Genomic DNA, 16,567 nt, shown 5'->3' on the forward strand with positions numbered 1-16,567 from the left:
TTGGGCTGGAATGCAGGACGAAGTTCGGGGGAATGATCGGAACAGGTGACCAATGGCACCGTTCCATGGCGGCGGGGTTACGACATTTGTACCATGGGCATACGCGCGTTGATCGGCTTGACCTTGCTGCTGTTCGGTAGTGGGTGTCAACACAAGGAGAATACCATCATGCCCACCGTGGGTGCGATCACGGAGAGCGTGTATGCCAACGGATCCGTGAAGGCCGAGGGGCAGTATCAAGTGTTCCCCACGGTGAACGGTACCGTGCTGGCCTTGCTGGTGAAGGAAGGCGATACGGTGAAGGCCGGCCAGCCGTTGATGCGGATCGACGACCGTACGAGCAGCCTCAACACCCGTAGTACTGACGCTCAATTGCGCCTGCTGGAGCAGAACATCCGCGAGGATGGCCCCGTGCTCTCACGGCTGCGTGCCACTGTGGATCAGGCGCGAGATAAGCTCACCTTGGACAGCACCAATTTCAAACGACAAGAAGCGTTGTGGGCGCAGGGCATCGGCAGCCGGAACGAGCTGGACCAGCGCCAACTGGCCTACACCACCAGCAAGGCTGCCTACCACATGGCTTCGAAAGCTTTGGTGGAGAACAGGGAACAACTGCGCACCTCGTTGGAGGTGGCACGCAACACGGCGGCCATCAGCGCAGTGGGTGATGCGGACCGGGCACCGGGCAGCTTGATGGACGGCATCGTGTACGACCTGTTGATCGAACCCGGTGAACTGGCCACGCCGCAGAAGCCCGTGGCGGTGATCGGCAGTGCCTCGGACCTGTACTTGGAGATGGAGGTGGATGAATTCGACATCCGGCGGATCAAGCCGGGCCAACACGTGTTCGTTACGCTGGACAGCTATGGGGGGCAAGCCTTTGAGGCGGAGGTCACGCGTGTCATTCCCCTGATGAACGAGCGCTCACGCACTTTCAAGGTGGAGGCACGCTTCACCAAGCGTCCGCCGCAGCTGTTTCCCAACCTTACGGTAGAGGCCAGCATCGTGATCCGCACCAAGGAAAACGCTTTGCTGGTGCCGGCATCCTACATCGTGGACGGCACCTATGTGCTTACGGACGGCGATGAGAAGACACTGGTGAAGCTCGGCGCGCATGACATGGAAAAGGTGGAGGTGCTCGAAGGTATTACGGCCAATACCACGCTGTACAAGCCGTGATCCGGTCGATGCGCTTGCTGGCCACCATCGCCATTACCCTGCTGCGCGCCAAGCTGCGGCAGAGCATCGTGGCGGCCGTGGGCGTGATGTTCAGCATCGCCATGTTCGTCACGCTTCTCGGTTTCATGAACGGCCTGAACCAGTTGTTGGACGGCCTGATATTGAACCGCACCCCGCACATCCGCCTGTATAATGAACTTCGTGCATCAGCAGAGCAACCGGTGCAGTTGGCCTATGCGGACAGCGCCACCGCAGGGCATGCTTCCATGCACCACTTCATCTACTCCATCAAGCCCAAGGACGATCTGCCCCGCCTGCGCAATGCCACGGCCATCATGGACGTCCTGAACAAGGACCCCCGCGTGTTGGCCATATCACCAAGGTTGGTGGCACAGGTGCTCTTCAACGCGGGCACCACCGACCTCACCGGCCAGGTGAACGGGATCGATGTAATGCGGGAGGTGCGCTACTACATGTTCCAGGACTACATGGTGGCGGGCGATCCAAACGATCTTGCCAACGGCAACAACACGATCGTGTTGGGAAAGGGATTGGCTGACCTCATGGAGGCCAAGATCGGCGACCTCGTGCAGGTGACCACCGCCACCGGTGACCGCACCATGCTGCGCGTGGTAGGCTACTTCCAAAGCGGCATCGCCGACGTTGACAAAGTGCAGTGCTATGCCAACATCAAGACCGTACAGAAACTGCTGGCCCGGCCCGCGAGCTATTTTACCGACATCAACATCAAGCTGCACGACCTGAACGAAGCGCCCACCATGGCCAAGGAGCTCGCCGTGCGCTTCGGGGTGCAGGCCACGGACATCCAGACCGCGAACGCACAGTTCGAGACCGGCTCCGATGTGCGCAACATCATCAGCTACGCGGTCGGTATCGTCCTACTGATCGTGGCGGGCTTCGGCATCTACAATATCCTGAACATGATGATCTATGAGAAGCTGGACGCCATCGCCATCCTCAAGGCCACCGGCTTCAGCGGCAGCGATGTGCGCCGGATCTTCCTCCTGCTCAGCATTATCATCGGCATCGCAGGTGCCTTGGGTGGCCTTGTCGTGGGCGTCACGCTGCAGCACATCATCGATAATATCCCCTTCGACACCGCAGCCCTGCCGTCGGTCACCACCTTCCCGGTGGACTATTCCATCCGTTACTATGTCATCGCCGTCACCTTTGCCCTGGCCACCACGTGGGTAGCGGGCTGGTTCCCTGCGCGCAAGGCCAGCCAAGTGGACCCGGTGGAGATCATCCGAGGAAAATGAACACGAGCGGGCTGGTACTGGAAGTGGAGAAGGTGAACAAGTACTTCCACGACCCTGTGACCATTCAGGTGCTGAAGGAGGTGAGCATGCAGGTGGCCCGTGGTGAATTCGTGAGCATCACCGGCAAGAGCGGCTGCGGCAAGAGCACCTTGCTGTACATCCTCAGCACCATGGACACGGACTACGAGGGTGAGCTGAAGATCGATGGTGAACCCACACGGAAGTCCGATCATACCCGGTTGGCCCGCATCCGCAACGAAAAGATCGGCTTCGTCTTCCAGTTCCACTACCTGCTCACGGAATTCAGCGTGTTGCACAACGTGATGCTTCCCGGGTTAAAGCTGGGCCTGAAGAGCCGCGAGGAAGTGGAGCACCGCGCCATGCAACTGCTGGGCGAACTCGGCATCGCCGACCAAGCGCTCAAAGGAGCCAACCAGATCAGCGGCGGCCAGAAACAGCGGGTGGCCATCGCCCGTGCCATGATCAATGATCCGCTCATCATCATGGGCGATGAGCCCACCGGCAACTTGGACAGCCGGAACAGTGATATCGTCTTCGACATCTTCCGCCGCATCGCCGATGAGCACAAGCGCAGCCTGCTGATCGTTACGCACGACCAGGATTTTGCAGCGCGCACGGACCGCATCATCGAGATGGATGATGGGCGCGTGGTCTCCTAAAGCCCACGCTCACACACCGAACTGCCGCAAATGATGGTCCAGGTGCTTGTGGAAAAGCACGTTCCACTCGGCACTGGTCAACGCACCGAAAGAAGGTGAGTGCTTCCCTTCGAAATAGGCGGCGCCAAGCTCCTGCGTCCTGTTGATGTATGCGATCATACGTTCGCGTTCCTCGGTGAAGTCCCTTTCATCCGTGATCAGGAACTCAGGTGCGGTCCGGCTGTTGCGCTTGTAGGGCTTTGGGCCCACGACCACCGGTTTGAGGAAGAGCTTCAGTAACGTCCGCACGAACGCGTTGGGCGGCGGATGTCGCTTGGCATACTCCGGGTCGTACACCATCTCATAGATGCAGTTGCAATGCGCGAGCATCTGGCCCACGTTCATCTTGCCCCATTTCGGCGCGGTATCTGCCTGTAAGCGGTTAATGCGGGCGATCGCGAGATCCGAAACGGATCTTGAGAAAATGTTTTCCATGTGAGGGGTCGATAGAGGTGGAATATAGGCCGAAAGAGTGTTTGGCTCACGACTGTGGCTGCCGGGTGCGGAGGAAAGGCTGAACCAGGTTCTGTGGGATTCCTCAAGGCTCAGTTCAACGACATCGGGCCCTTGCGGCGAAGCCCTCACGAAAGATCGGTCTCCTTGGTGATTGATGACATGGCCCAAGGACAGTTCATGATCGACGACGAAGTTGTTTTTGTCGACCAACCGTCATTGGGGCGTAACCACCACCTCGCCAACGGCGTACACCGGTGCCTTTCCCAATTGAGGGCCGCATGAAGTTCATAAGCACACACGCATTCGCCTTGTTCACGCTGATCACCGGTATCTCCGGTGTGCAGGCCCAACAACAAGCGTTGACCTGGAATTGGGCCAATACGATCTGCAGCAATATGCTCAACTGTAGCGATGGCTGCAGCTCCTGCAACCTGCCAAGTCCACTGGTCAACAACTTCTATGGCACCAATGCGGCCTGGGTGGGCCTCACAACCTGCCCGCAACCCGTTGTGACGGGGGACAATGCCGTGTTCAGCGAAGGCTGGTCCTCCGCTCCTGACGCGTCTAAATTGATGATGGTCAGCGGCATCGTTGCCATCCCCATGACGTTGGATTCGATCATCATCCGTCACCGCACGGCTGATCAAGGACCCACTTGGTTGCGCATTTCCCTGAAACGCGACCTGTCCCAGCCCGCCACGAAGGTCTACGAGGGTCCCATCAGCTCCGAATTTAACAGCCTGGACCTTACCGACATGGGGCTCATGGAGATACCCGAAGGCAACACCGCCGGCGGCTTCCAATTGCAATTCCAAGCCTTTGGCAGCGATGGGGGCGCATGGGTCCTGGACCAGGTGCGCGTGGTGGTTTCGCCCTACATGTCCAACCTCGCCACGGGGTTGACCGAGTTGAGCTCGCGGCCCGCTGACAGGTCAGAGCCGATGTATGATGTCTTAGGCCGTCCGGCCGATAGCAATACGTTGCTGAGCATCTCGCGCGACGGCACCCGCCGCGTTGTGGTGATCGAATAATACCGAGGTCCTTCCTTTTCAATACGGCGCGGCATCGCAGCGCCGGTATCTTCGCGGCCATTGATCAACAAATGGCAGAGACTTTGAGCGAACAGGAAGCCAATCGCCGGACTTCCCTTCAAAAGATCCGTGACCTCGGGATCGAGCCGTTCCCTGCGGCGGAATTCCCTGTTACCGCAACGAGCAAAGGCATCGCGGCCAGCTTCAAGGATGATGCGCCGCAACAGGACGTCGCCCTGGCCGGCCGTTTGATGAGCATCCGCATCATGGGCAAGGCCGCGTTCGCGGTGCTGCGCGATGGGGAAGGCGACCAGCAGATCTACATCAGCCGCGACGACATCGCCCCCGGCGAGGACAAGGCGATGTACAACGACTTCTTCAAGAAATACTTGGACCTCGGCGACTTCATCGGCGTGAAAGGCTTTGTGTTCCGCACGCGCACCGGCGAGATCACCGTGCATGTGAAGGAGCTGACGATGCTCGCGAAGTCGCTGCGTCCGCTGCCCACCGTGAAGACCGATGAGGAAGGCAACGTTCACGATGCCTTCGCCGACCCCGAGCAGCGCTACCGCATGCGCTATGTGGACCTCATCGTGAACCGCGACGTGAAGGAGACGTTTTTGAAGCGCGCCCGGATCTTCGATGCCATGCGGAAGAGTTTCCAAGAGGCCGGCTATATCGAAGTGGACACGCCCGTGCTGCAGGCCATTCCCGGTGGTGCGGCGGCGCGTCCGTTCGCAACGCACCACAACGCGCTGGACACGCCCTTCTACCTCCGCATTGCTAACGAGCTCTATCTGAAGCGCCTCATCGTGGGCGGCTTCGACGGCGTGTTCGAGTTCAGCCGCAACTTCCGCAACGAGGGCATGGACCGCACCCACAACCCGGAGTTCACCGTGATGGAGCTCTACGTGGCCTACAAGGACTACCGCTGGATGATGGACTACATCGAAGGTGTCTTCACCGCGGCGGCCAACGCCGCCAACGGCGCGCCCACCGCTACCTTCCAGGGCAAGGAGATCAGCTTCAAGGCCCCGTTCAAGCGCATCACCATGTGCGGCGCGATCAAGGAGAAGACCGGCCAGGATGTGCTGGAATTGGATGAACAAACCTTGGGCGAACTCTGTAAAAAACACGGCATCGAGGTGACGGCCAGCATGGGCAAAGGCAAGTTGATCGACGAGCTCTTCAGCGAGCTGGTGCAGCCGGAATTGATCCAGCCCACCTTCGTGATGGACTTCCCCTTGGAGATGAGCCCGCTTTGCAAGAAACACCGCGACGACGACCGCCTTACCGAGCGCTTCGAGCTCTTCATCGGCGGCTTCGAAGTGGCCAATGCCTACAGCGAGCTGAACGACCCCATCGACCAGCGCGAGCGCTTCGAGGCGCAGCTGAAGTTGATGGAGCGCGGCGACGATGAGGCCATGTTCATCGACCGCGATTTTCTTCGCGCGCTGGAGTATGGCATGCCCCCGACAAGTGGCATCGGCATCGGTATGGACCGGCTGGTGATGCTGCTCACGGACAATCCTGCGATCCAGGAGGTGCTGCTGTTCCCGCAGATGCGGCCGGAAAAATTCGACTAAGCACAAGATGCTCTTCAATTCCACCGAGTTCCTCGTGTTCTTCCCGGTGGTGGTGGGGCTGTTCTTCGCGCTTCCGTACAAGTGGCGCTGGCTGCTGTTACTGGTGGCGAGTTGTGTGTTCTACATGGCTTTCGTGCCGGTGTACATCCTCATTCTGGGCTTCACCATCGGCGTGGATTATTTCGCGGGGATCTTGATCGAACGATCGCTTGGAGCCGACCGGAAACGCTGGCTTGTGCTCAGCATTTTTGCCAACGTCGGTGTGCTCGCGATCTTTAAGTACTACGCTTTCCTCACCGGCAACTTGGAAGTCTTTCTCGCCTCCGTGGGCATGGCCCGGCATTTTCCGGACCTCGGCATCCTGCTACCGATCGGCCTTTCCTTCCATACGTTCCAAAGTCTGAGCTATACCGTTGAGGTGTACCGCGGGCATGTCCCTGCGGAACGGCGCTTCGGCATCTTCGCCCTGTATGTGATGTTCTTTCCACAGTTGGTCGCGGGCCCGATCGAACGGCCACAGTCCCTCTTGCCGCAGTTCCACGCACGCAGACCGTTCAACATGGACGACCTCACGTGGGGCTTGGTGAAGATGGCCTACGGCTTCTTCAAGAAGGTAGTGGTGGCGGACCGGCTGGCGCTCTTCGTGGATCCCGTCTATGCGGACCTGGGCTCGCGCAACAGCTTCACCATTCTTGTCGCCACCGTGTTCTTCGCCATCCAGATCTATTGCGATTTCAGCGGTTATTCGGACATCGCCATCGGTGCCGCGCGGATCATGGGCTTCCGCCTGATGGAGAATTTCCGGAGGCCCTATCTCTCAGGGTCCGTCAGCGAGTTCTGGGGCCGCTGGCACATCAGTCTCAGCAGCTGGTTCCGTGATTACCTCTACATCCCGTTGGGAGGTAACCGTGTGTTGAAATGGCGTTGGTACTACAACCTCATGATCACCTTCCTGATCAGCGGTCTCTGGCACGGCGCCAATTGGACCTACGTGATCTGGGGCGCGCTGCAAGGTGGCTACCTGGTCGCATCGATCATGCTGGGCCGGTCTTCTTCGCGCATGGTGCAAGCGATCGGTCTGCACCGCGTGCCAAGGGTCCGCCGCGCGATCAATGTGAGCTTCACCTTCGTCCTTGTTACGCTGGCATGGGTGTTTTTCCGTGCCACCACGGCGAAGCAGGCTTTCACGGGCTTGGGCAAGTTGCTCCATTTCCATGGGCCGATCGCTTTCGATGGCGTGTTCGACAACGTGGACAACTACCACTTCGCGGCCTGCATGGGCGCCATTGCGCTGCTCGTGCTGAGCTATCGCTTGCCGATCGACCTGCGGCTGAAACGGCCCCGCACATTCATCGTCCTCACTACCTTGATCATCATCGTCCTCGGGCGCAATGGCGGAGACTTCATCTACTTCCAGTTCTAAGCGCGCGGTGTTCCGCTTCCTGCTGTCCACGGCCGTGGGGATCGGCTTGGGCTGCCTGCTGCTGGACCGGCCGCTCACGCGCTTGGCCTTGGCGAACGAGAATTTCGGCGCGTTCAAGGTGCAGCGGATGTTCACGGAAGATCACCCGGGCGAAGTGGCCATCATCGGTTCTTCGCGTGCTGCGGGTTCCTACGTCCCTTCGCTGCTGGGCGACTCCGTGTTCAATTACGGCATCGAGGAGACCGGCTGGCGGGAAGCCGAATTGATGCTCTCCAAGGAACTATCAAAACCGAAGAACACACCGGTGATCGTCAACTTCGAGTACTCGTTCTTCGACGGCCACCGACCGAACACGGCGCACTTCATCCCTGCAGCGGGCCAGCCGGAAGTGCGGGATCTCCTCGGTAAGCGCATGCGTTGGTATTACCGCTTTCCGACGCTGCGGTATTTCGGATCAGTGGACGAATACGTCCGGGTGTTCATCCCGTGGGTCACAAGAAGGGGACAGGTTTCGGACAACGGCTTCTTCATCGACCAGGGACCGGACCGCGCCACGCGCGACAAGATGATGGCCATCGGAAAGACCAAGCTTCCTATGCAATGGAAGCCACACCCCGCGGAGGAAAAGGCGTTCCTGGAATTGTTGGGCTCCACGCAACGCACGATCGTATTGGCCATTTCACCGTACTACCCGGAATTCTACACCGATTTCGGCCACATGGACCAAGCTGAGGCATGGCTGGCCGCTGCTCGTTCACTCCCGAACGTGGTGGTGGTGGACCTTGGCCGGATGCCCTTGCCGGAAACGGACTATCTCAACATTACGCACGTGATGCTGCCCGGTGCCGAAGCCTTCAGCAAGGAACTGCGGAAGGAGTTGAACGCGCGCGGGATCGAGCTCTGATACACGAACGTTGACGGTTTCAAGGCATCTGCTCCACGCGCGACATTGCGTCGCCGACCACCAGCCTTTGCGCCACGTCCATCCCGCTCACCACGTGGGCGAAGCGGGTGTAACGCCCATCCAGATGCGGGGCGGGGGCGAGCATGATGAAAAACTGGCAACTCTCCGTGTCACGGCCCGCCGAGGCAATGCCCACAGCGCCGGTGACAAAGCCCGCATAGCCGTTCTCGGTCCGCATGGTCCAGTCCATCGCGCCGAAACCATCACCGCGCGGGCAACCGCCCTGGGCCACGAAATCCGGGACGATGCGGTGGAAGTATTTGCCGTTGTAGAAACCCGATGTCACCAATGAGTCAAAGGCCGTGCAGGTGCCGGGTGCGGTGTTGGGCTCGATGGCGATCACGATGTCGCCCTTCGTGGTGGTGATGCGGTATTCTTTGCCTTCTTTTAATGAGGCGAGCCGTGCACGATTGATGGGATGGTTGTAGATCGGAGCTTGATGAGGTGGTGGAGGTGACCCATTCCGTTTGGCGACCACCAAGTCCAACAGCTGGAGTGTTTCGAGGTCACGGATGGGATGCAAGGCTGAACGCACCTGCTGTTCCACTGTGTTGTCCAGCACCATGCCGATCGCTGTGGTATCCGACCCGACAAGTTCCTCGGCCGCAGCGGCGATCAGGCCCGGATCGTTGGTCCCGAATGCTGCCCTGAGCACCTTGTTCCGTTGGGCATCCGAAGCGTGAACCACTTGCTCCACAGCTCCAGCAAAAGCAGCTTGGCGCTCTACCGCCGACCACGCTTGTTCCATCCAGAAGATCAAGGTGTCCACGGGTACGAACAGGGACTTCGCTTCGATCAATGCAACCCTTGTGTAAGGATCACGCTCCTTGCTCCACAGGATCTCCAATGCGGCTCCTGCCCGATCACGCGTTGTCGCATTCCCGGACTTTGCGGCAAGCCCGTACAGCGGGATCTTCAACTTTGTGTCCGTGATCTTCTCCGCGGCCTTCAGGCATGCTCCAACATCCACTTCATCCATGGTCTTCAACAGCTCCACGGCAGTGGACCGCACGGCCGGAAAGCTATCGTACAGCGCCTGGAACAGTTCATCTATCGCTCCCTTTCCGGCTATGGCCGCATGAGCGCGCAGGGCGGCGACGCGGATCATCGGGTCCGGGTCGTTCAGCATCCCCGACACGACCTTGCGGGCCAAGGTGTCGCTGAAGTTCTTCATGCCCGCGAGCAGCAACATTTTCGACTCCGGTTGCATTTCGCGTTGCAGCAGTTCGATGTAGCGGCGCTCCACCGGGACGAGGGTTTCCTTGGGCAACCGCCGCAGTGCTTCTGCGATGCACACCCGCTGGTATCCGTCGCTTTTCACGAAGGCGGAAAAGAGTTCTTGCGGTTCAAGTTGGGGCTTCGTCTTTGTCAATGCCCGGAAGGATGCGGCATAGAACGCGCTTGCCATGGTTGGGTCCGTCTCTTTCAGCGCCTGATCGGCGATCGCCTTCACCGCGTTCGTATCGGCCACGAAGCTCAAGGCCCAGGCGGCGGCGAGCCGGACTGTGGGCTGTGTGTCATGCATTGCTGCGGCCAGGCCGGCACGCACCGAGGTATCCTGCACGCTGATGAACGCCATGGCCGCCGCTTCGCGGACCGCGTCGGCCGTGTCCGTCAGCAACACCAGGAGCGCCTTGCTATCGCGATGGTCTTGGGCGTCCAGCACAGAGGCCAAGCGCGCATCGGACCATTTATTGGTGGCCGGGGCGGGAGGCTTGGTCGTGGAAGCGTGTTCGCAGCCAAGGGCCAACATGCAAAGCGCCAAGATGGAGTTCTTCATTTGCCCGGAAAGCTACTTGTACTTCGTGCCACGAAGCCCCGGAAGGAACAGGACGGGTTCAAAGCACCTCCATCCTTCCTGCGGTACCTTCGCGGCCCGTAAGACCATACCATGCAACTGATGAAACCACTGGGTCGCGTCGCCCTCGCCGCCCTCCTCCTCGCCCCCTTCGCCACGCAGGCGCAAACGCTGATGCCCGACAGCCAAGCCGTGCGCCAGATGCGTATGGACGTATACACCCTCGCTGACGACAGCATGCAGGGCCGTGAGACCGGCACCAAGGGCGAGCAAATGGCCGGAGCCTACATCGTGGGCCGCTTCAAGGCGATCGGCCTCACGCCAAGAGGGGATAGCACCAGCTATTTGAACGCGTTCAACTTCGCCGCGTTGCCCCGCTCCGGCCCGGACAACAGCTTGCAGCTCGGTCGCAACAAACTGAAGCTCGGCGACGACTTCTACCCGCTGGGCTACTCCGCCAACGGACAGGTGCTCACCCGCGTGGCCCGCTGCCGCTATGGCATCCTCGCGCCGGAGCTGGGACGTGACGACTTCGATGGCGTGGACGTGAAGGACCATGCCGTATGCATGAGCATCAGCTCGCCGGACGGCATCCACCCGCACTCAAAATGGCTGGCGCACAACGACCTCCGCTCGCGCATTGACGACGCCATCAAGCTCGGTGCCAACGCGATCATCTTCTACAACGACGACCCCGAGAAGGCCGATGACCCGCCCGCCGATTTCGAGATGAAACTACAGTCGTGCAGTGTGCCGGTGGTCTTCCTCACCAAGAGCGGCTTTGCGAAGCTGGGGCAGGACGGCGACCCCGTGGTGATCCACACGGACATCATCCACGAGGAGAAGACCGGGCACAACGTGGTGGGTTTTCTCAACAACCACAAGCCCTACACCGTGGTGATCGGCGCGCACTACGACCACCTTGGCTTCGGCGGTGAGGGCTCGCTCTACCGCGGCGAGCCGGCCATCCACAACGGCGCGGACGATAACGCCAGCGGCGTGGCCGTGCTGATGCAATTGGCCACGGACCTGCAGCACATGCCGAACGCCCAGAATAACAACTTTCTCTTCATCGCCTTTAGCGGCGAAGAGAAAGGACTGTACGGTTCCAACTGGTGGACCAAGCATCCCACCTTGGTGATCGACAGCCTCAACTACATGATCAACATGGACATGGTGGGCCGCTTGGACAGCACGAACAACGTGGCGATCAACAGCATCGGCACCTCGCCGTCGTGGCCCGGCATTACCAAATTGAAGGTGGGCGACCTCAACATCAAGACCTCCGAAGGCGGTATCGGGCCTAGCGATCACACCAGCTTCTACCTGCAGGGCGTGCCCGCGATCCACTTCTTCACCGGCAGCGAGGAGGACTACCACAAGCCGACCGACGATGCCGACAAGGTGAACTACCCGGGCATGCTACGCATCGCGCGCTACATCGAGGCGGTGATCACCACGCTGAACGACAGCGCCAAGCTCGCCTTCGCCAAAACCGCCGACAGTGATACCTCGAAAGCACCGCGCTTCTCCGTGACCTTAGGCGTTGTGCCGGATTACATGTACGACGGCAAGGGCCTGCGCATCGACGGTGTCACAGAGGACAAGACCGCTGCGCACGCGGGGCTGAAAGCCGGTGACATCGTGATCAAAATGGGCGACCATGAAGTGCCCGACATGATGGGCTACATGAAAGCGCTCGGCATGTTCAAGAAAGGCGACAAGTCCACGGTGACGGTGATCCGCGACGGCAAGGAAATGAAGGCCGACATCCATTTCCAATGAGCGGTAAGCACGGTACGTCCGCCGAACGGCGGATCGCGGTGATCGGTGCCGGCTCGTGGGGAACGGCCTTGGTAAAGCTCTTGACCGGCTCGCAGGAAAGCGTGGGCTGGTGGGTGCGCCGTCAAGCCACCATCGACCACATCGTGAAGTATGGCCACAACCCGGACTACACCTCGGGTGCCCAGCTGGATGCCAGCCGCCTCAGTATGGGCACGGATATCCGCGCCGTGGTGAAGGGTGCAGACGTGGTGGTGCTCGCTGTGCCCAGTGCTTTCCTGAAGGCCGCCATGGACCAGTTGGAGCCGGATGCCTTGAAAGGCAAGACCTGCTTCAGCGCCGTGAAAGGCATCGTGCCGGAAACCAACCAGATCGTGGGCGAATACCTCTTTGAGCACTGGGGCGTGGAGAAGAACGACCTCGGCATCATCTGCGGCCCGTGCCATGCGGAAGAAGTGGCGTTGGAACGCTTGAGCTACCTCACCATTGCCAGTCAGGATCCCGAGAAAGCCAAGCTAATGGGTGACTCCCTGAGCGGCCGCTTCTTGAAGACGACGCTCAGCGATGACATCTATGGCACCGAATATGCCGCGATCCTGAAGAACGTGATCGCCGTGTGCGCGGGCATCAGCGTGGGGCTGGGCTATGGCGACAATTTCCGGGCGGTGCTGGTGAGCCGCGCCATCCAGGAGATCGAGCGCTTCGTCACCGCCGTGCATCCGATCACGCGCGACATCAACGAACCGGCCTACTTGGGCGATCTTTTGGTGACGGCTTATTCCGCCTTCAGCCGCAACCGTGAGTTCGGCGCCATGGTGGGCAAGGGCTACAGCGTGAAGGCCGCGCAGATGGAGATGAAGATGGTGGCCGAGGGCTACTACGCCGTGAAGTGCGTACACGAGATCAATAGCAAGCTCCGCGTGGACATGCCCATCACCGAGGCCACGTACCGCATGCTATATGAGCGCATCGCGCCGACGATCGAAATGCGGTTGTTGAGCGATAAGCTGGCGTGAGGGAAGAGGTACCACGAAGGACGCGAAGTACACGAAGAAGGTAGGAATTATTGTTGGGCACGGGAGGACGGCCTTCCCTGCGCTTCCCTGCGCTTTCCTGCGCTCGCCTAACTCCCGCGCCAATGTTTTGTGGAAAGTCTCGTGCTGGTCAGGGGTCACGATAGGTCGGTCCGCCACGATCGTATCGACGCTCGCGTGCTGGCACGCCAACCCTTCCATCCTATCCCTTCCTACGGGCCTCTGCAAGATCACTCCAAGAGTTAAGCCGCATTGAACATTTTTCATTTACTATGTATACATATCATCAGTACACATATCTTTGTCCCCGGACCAACCCCTCAACATCATGTGGCAACGCACCTACTCCATCACCACAAACCAAGCTACCGCCGCCGCCCTTTGGGATGTGCAAGCGGACGTGAGCAACTGGCCCGCTTTGGGCGATGACCTTGAATGGACGCGCATTGATGGGCCCGCACAGGTCGGCAAGGAATTCTTCCTGAAACCGAAAGGTGGCCCGAAAGTCCGGCTCACCATCGTTCGGTGCGAACGCGCATCGGCCTTTACGGACATGAGCCATTTGCCGCTATGCAAGATGACCTTCGCACATTCCTTCACCGAGGTGCCTGAAGGTGTGCGGATCGATATGGAGCTGCGCTTGAACGGGCCTTTGACCTTTCTTTGGAAGAAGGTGATCGGCGAGAAACAAGTGGCGGATTTCCCGGCACACGGCAAGGCGCTGATCGCTGCAGCGAAGAAATCATGAAGAACAAGACGGGACCGTTCCGTGCGGAACAGGCCGAGGCCAGCAGCGGATTCCTATTGTGGCAGGTGGTGAGCCTTTGGCAACGCGGCATTTCGCGTGAACTGGCACCGCTCGGACTTTCCCATTCACAATTCGTGTTGCTCGCAAGCTTGACCTGGTTACGCATGCATGGATCATCCGTAAGCCAGCGCGAACTGGCCGATCACGCAACGATGGACGCGATGACGGTAAGCACCGTGCTGCGCCGCTTGGAGGCAACGGGGCACGTGCAACGCAAACCACACGCGACCGACACCCGTGCGAGGGATCTTCGCGTTACACCGAAAGGGAAAGCGGCGGCGAACAAGGCCGTGCATGCGGTGGAGCAATTCGATGAGACATTCTTCGCCGCGCTGGGTGTTCAGCGGCCTGCCTTTGCACAAGGACTGATGCAGTTGGTGAAGGGGAACAAGTAATTGAGTTCAGATCAACCCCACCGGCGCAAGACTTCCGCCTCCTGTCCTCTGCGTACCAGATAAGCGTGTGTCTCGCGCCATTCAACGAATATAACAAGGATGGTCAGGGAGCCTTCGCCCCTGCACACCAGATGCTCCCACTCACGCACAAGCACAAGCCAACACGCTGATCCGGATCCCCGGCACGTCCGCCAAGGCCAAGGCACAGCCTTCGATCGTGGCGCCGGTGATCCCTAATTCTGGCGCGAGACTTCCGCCAACGATACTCTGCGTTCCAGAGGGCGGGTGTCTCGTGCCATTCCGAAAATAGCAATGGTGGTCGGGGGGACTTCGTCTCCACACCACACGTCCCGTTCACGCGCACGCACAAGCCAGCACGCTGATCCGGATCCCCGGCACTTCAGCTAACGCCAAGGCACAACCTTCGATCGTGGCGCCGGTGGTCACCACATCATCCACCAGCAGCACGTGCGCGCCGGCCAATACTTGCGGGTCGGAAAGCTGGAAGGCCGCCTTCACGTTCGTCCAACGGGCCAGCCTGCCGCGCTTGGTCTGCGTTGTGGTGTTCAGCACGCGGAGCAGGCCGGTATCCACTTCGCGCTGGGGCCACACCTCGCGCATGCCGTCCACCAATACCTGCGCCTGGTTGAAGCCGCGCTGCTTCAGCTTCCGGGGGTGAAGAGGCACCGCCAATAAAACGTCCACATCGGCAAAACGTGGGCTCTTCATCACGTCCTCGGCCATCCGTCTGCCGAGTTCCAGGCCCACACCGGGGTCTCCACGGTATTTCAGCCGGTGGAGCATGTGCTGCACCATACCGTCCTTGCTGAACTGGAGGAAAGCGCTCGCGGCATGCAGGCGCACCCGTCCCTTGAAGACCTGTTCCACCTTGTTAAGCGGATCGTCGTGGCCCCGCAAACGGGGAAGATCGTCCACACATTCGGAGCAGATGCTTTGCTCGAAGCCCATCAATCCCTGGTCGCATCCGGCGCAGCGCCGGGGCAGGAAAACCCCGGCCAGGTCGTACAGGATGTTGCTTTTGCGAAGGGCCATGGTTCATGGATCTGTTGACAACTGGTGCATGGCACGAAGGATGCACGGACGCACGAAGATAATTTCGCCCTTTAGCCCAACAAACGGACCCTATGACGGAGACCCAAGCCCCCGCCCCCCAGCCGAGCAAGAACCGCAACAGCACCATTCTTCTCGCTCTGGTGGTCTTGCTCTTGATCAGTAATGTGGTCTTACTCTTCCTCTGGTTCCAGAAGAAAGATCAGGCCATGGCATCCGCCGATCAGGTGACGGCCGTGACCAGTGAAAAGGAGAACGTGACCAAGTTATTGGAGGACATGCTGGTGCAATACGATACGCTGAGCACCAACAACGACCAGCTCCGGACGGGCATGGATTCGCTGCAGAAGCAGATCGTGACGTTGATGGACAAGGTGAAGCGGGGCAACTATGATGTCCATAAGGCAAAGCGGGAAGCTGAGACCCTTCGGAAGATCATGAAGGGCTACGTGGTCACCATCGACTCGCTGAACCAAGTGAATCAAGCACTGATGGTGGAGAACGTCAACACCAAGCAGCAGCTCGGCGAGGTGACCGGCCAGAAACAGGCTCTGGAGAGCAAAACCGCCGCACAGCAGGCGCTGATCGACAAGGGGTCCGTGCTCACGGCCACGGCGATGACCGCCAATGCGCTCTTCGTGCGCAACAGCGGCAAACAGGTGGACACCGAGCGCAGCAGCAAGGCGGAGATGATCAAATGCTGCTTCAACCTGGGCGAGAACCGCATCACGCAGGCCGGGACTAAAACCCTGTACATGCGGGTGATCGGCCCCGACGGCTCCGTGCTGCCGGCCAGCGACCAGGCCAACCGCTTCTTCTATGACGGCGTGGAAGGGGAGTTCAGCGTGAAACGCGACGTGAACTATCAGAACGAGCCAGTGGACGTATGCATGTTCTGGACCGCCACCGGCAAGCTCACCGGTGGGGAGTACAAAGTGGACGTGTACGAGAGCGGCGTGAAGGTGGGGCACACCACGTTCAATCTGAAATAGTAGTGTAGTTGTCCGTTGCCAGTTGTCAGTTGTCAGTTGTCAGTTGTCC

The 16,567-nt window shown here is 59.7% G+C and carries 15 protein-coding genes; 12 read left to right on the forward strand and 3 right to left on the reverse strand.

Translation table 11 applies throughout. From position 1 onward, the window contains the following. The first annotated feature begins 93 nt into the window (after positions 1-93). Genes IPP95_11520 through IPP95_11530 form a run of 3 tightly spaced genes read left to right on the forward strand, consistent with a single transcriptional unit; the run spans position 94 to position 3,139 of the window. Positions 94-1,179, forward strand: coding sequence for an efflux RND transporter periplasmic adaptor subunit (locus IPP95_11520; GenBank protein QQS71808.1), 1,086 nt, complete (start codon positions 94-96; stop codon positions 1,177-1,179). Between the two features lie 8 nt (positions 1,180-1,187). Continuing rightward, the gene (locus IPP95_11525; GenBank protein ID QQS71809.1) at positions 1,188-2,459 is read left to right on the forward strand and encodes an ABC transporter permease; all 1,272 of its coding nucleotides are present in this window, start codon (positions 1,188-1,190) and stop codon (positions 2,457-2,459) included. Continuing rightward, on the forward strand, positions 2,456-3,139 hold the full coding sequence (locus IPP95_11530; GenBank protein QQS71810.1) for an ABC transporter ATP-binding protein: 684 nt from the start codon (positions 2,456-2,458) through the stop codon (positions 3,137-3,139). The genes IPP95_11525 and IPP95_11530 overlap by 4 nt, the downstream gene beginning before the upstream one ends. Before the next feature lie 9 nt (positions 3,140-3,148). On the opposite strand, the gene IPP95_11535 is transcribed toward IPP95_11530, so the two are convergent. Beyond that, positions 3,149-3,613, reverse strand: coding sequence for a DUF1569 domain-containing protein (locus IPP95_11535; GenBank protein QQS71811.1), 465 nt, complete (start codon positions 3,611-3,613; stop codon positions 3,149-3,151). A 299-nt stretch (positions 3,614-3,912) separates the two neighbouring features. Between IPP95_11535 and IPP95_11540 the strand changes: the two genes are divergently transcribed. The 4 genes from IPP95_11540 to IPP95_11555 all read left to right on the forward strand — a co-directional run bounded on the left by IPP95_11540 (position 3,913) and on the right by IPP95_11555 (position 8,578). After that, positions 3,913-4,665 (forward strand): hypothetical protein, encoded by a 753-nt coding sequence (locus IPP95_11540; GenBank protein ID QQS71812.1) that lies wholly within the window; start codon positions 3,913-3,915, stop codon positions 4,663-4,665. A gap of 71 nt (positions 4,666-4,736) precedes the next feature. Beyond that, positions 4,737-6,251 (forward strand): lysine--tRNA ligase, encoded by a 1,515-nt coding sequence (gene lysS / locus IPP95_11545; protein QQS71813.1) that lies wholly within the window; start codon positions 4,737-4,739, stop codon positions 6,249-6,251. A gap of 7 nt (positions 6,252-6,258) precedes the next feature. Then, entirely contained in the window at positions 6,259-7,674 is a 1,416-nt protein-coding gene (locus IPP95_11550) for an MBOAT family protein (GenBank protein QQS71814.1), read from the forward strand. Then, positions 7,643-8,578: a hypothetical protein gene (locus IPP95_11555; protein QQS71815.1), complete on the forward strand. Its 936-nt coding sequence runs from the start codon at positions 7,643-7,645 to the stop codon at positions 8,576-8,578. The genes IPP95_11550 and IPP95_11555 overlap by 32 nt, the downstream gene beginning before the upstream one ends. Before the next feature lie 19 nt (positions 8,579-8,597). Here the strand turns inward: IPP95_11555 and IPP95_11560 are convergent, their stop codons facing one another. After that, positions 8,598-10,418: a peptidylprolyl isomerase gene (locus IPP95_11560; protein QQS71816.1), complete on the reverse strand. Its 1,821-nt coding sequence runs from the start codon at positions 10,416-10,418 to the stop codon at positions 8,598-8,600. A 120-nt stretch (positions 10,419-10,538) separates the two neighbouring features. On the opposite strand from IPP95_11560, the gene IPP95_11565 reads away from it, so the two are divergent. The 4 genes from IPP95_11565 to IPP95_11580 all read left to right on the forward strand — a co-directional run bounded on the left by IPP95_11565 (position 10,539) and on the right by IPP95_11580 (position 14,455). Next, complete coding sequence (locus tag IPP95_11565) at positions 10,539-12,221, forward strand: M28 family peptidase (protein QQS71817.1); 1,683 nt, start codon at positions 10,539-10,541, stop codon at positions 12,219-12,221. After that, the gene (locus tag IPP95_11570) at positions 12,218-13,234 is read left to right on the forward strand and encodes an NAD(P)H-dependent glycerol-3-phosphate dehydrogenase (protein ID QQS71818.1); all 1,017 of its coding nucleotides are present in this window, start codon (positions 12,218-12,220) and stop codon (positions 13,232-13,234) included. The genes IPP95_11565 and IPP95_11570 overlap by 4 nt, the downstream gene beginning before the upstream one ends. A 346-nt stretch (positions 13,235-13,580) precedes the next feature. Next, entirely contained in the window at positions 13,581-14,000 is a 420-nt protein-coding gene (locus IPP95_11575) for a polyketide cyclase (protein ID QQS71819.1), read from the forward strand. Further along, a complete protein-coding gene (locus IPP95_11580; GenBank protein QQS71820.1) occupies positions 13,997-14,455 on the forward strand; it encodes a MarR family transcriptional regulator in 459 nt (152 codons plus the stop codon). Before IPP95_11575 ends, IPP95_11580 begins: the two co-directional genes overlap by 4 nt. A 354-nt stretch (positions 14,456-14,809) precedes the next feature. On the opposite strand, the gene IPP95_11585 is transcribed toward IPP95_11580, so the two are convergent. Next, complete coding sequence (locus tag IPP95_11585) at positions 14,810-15,508, reverse strand: ComF family protein (GenBank protein ID QQS71821.1); 699 nt, start codon at positions 15,506-15,508, stop codon at positions 14,810-14,812. A 92-nt stretch (positions 15,509-15,600) separates the two neighbouring features. On the opposite strand from IPP95_11585, the gene IPP95_11590 reads away from it, so the two are divergent. Beyond that, positions 15,601-16,518, forward strand: a complete 918-nt coding sequence (locus tag IPP95_11590; GenBank protein QQS71822.1) for a hypothetical protein — start codon at positions 15,601-15,603, stop codon at positions 16,516-16,518. The last annotated feature ends 49 nt before the right edge of the window (positions 16,519-16,567 follow it).

The sequence above is a fragment of the Flavobacteriales bacterium genome, from assembly GCA_016700415.1.
Classification (GTDB): Bacteria; Bacteroidota; Bacteroidia; order Flavobacteriales_F; family PHOS-HE28; genus PHOS-HE28.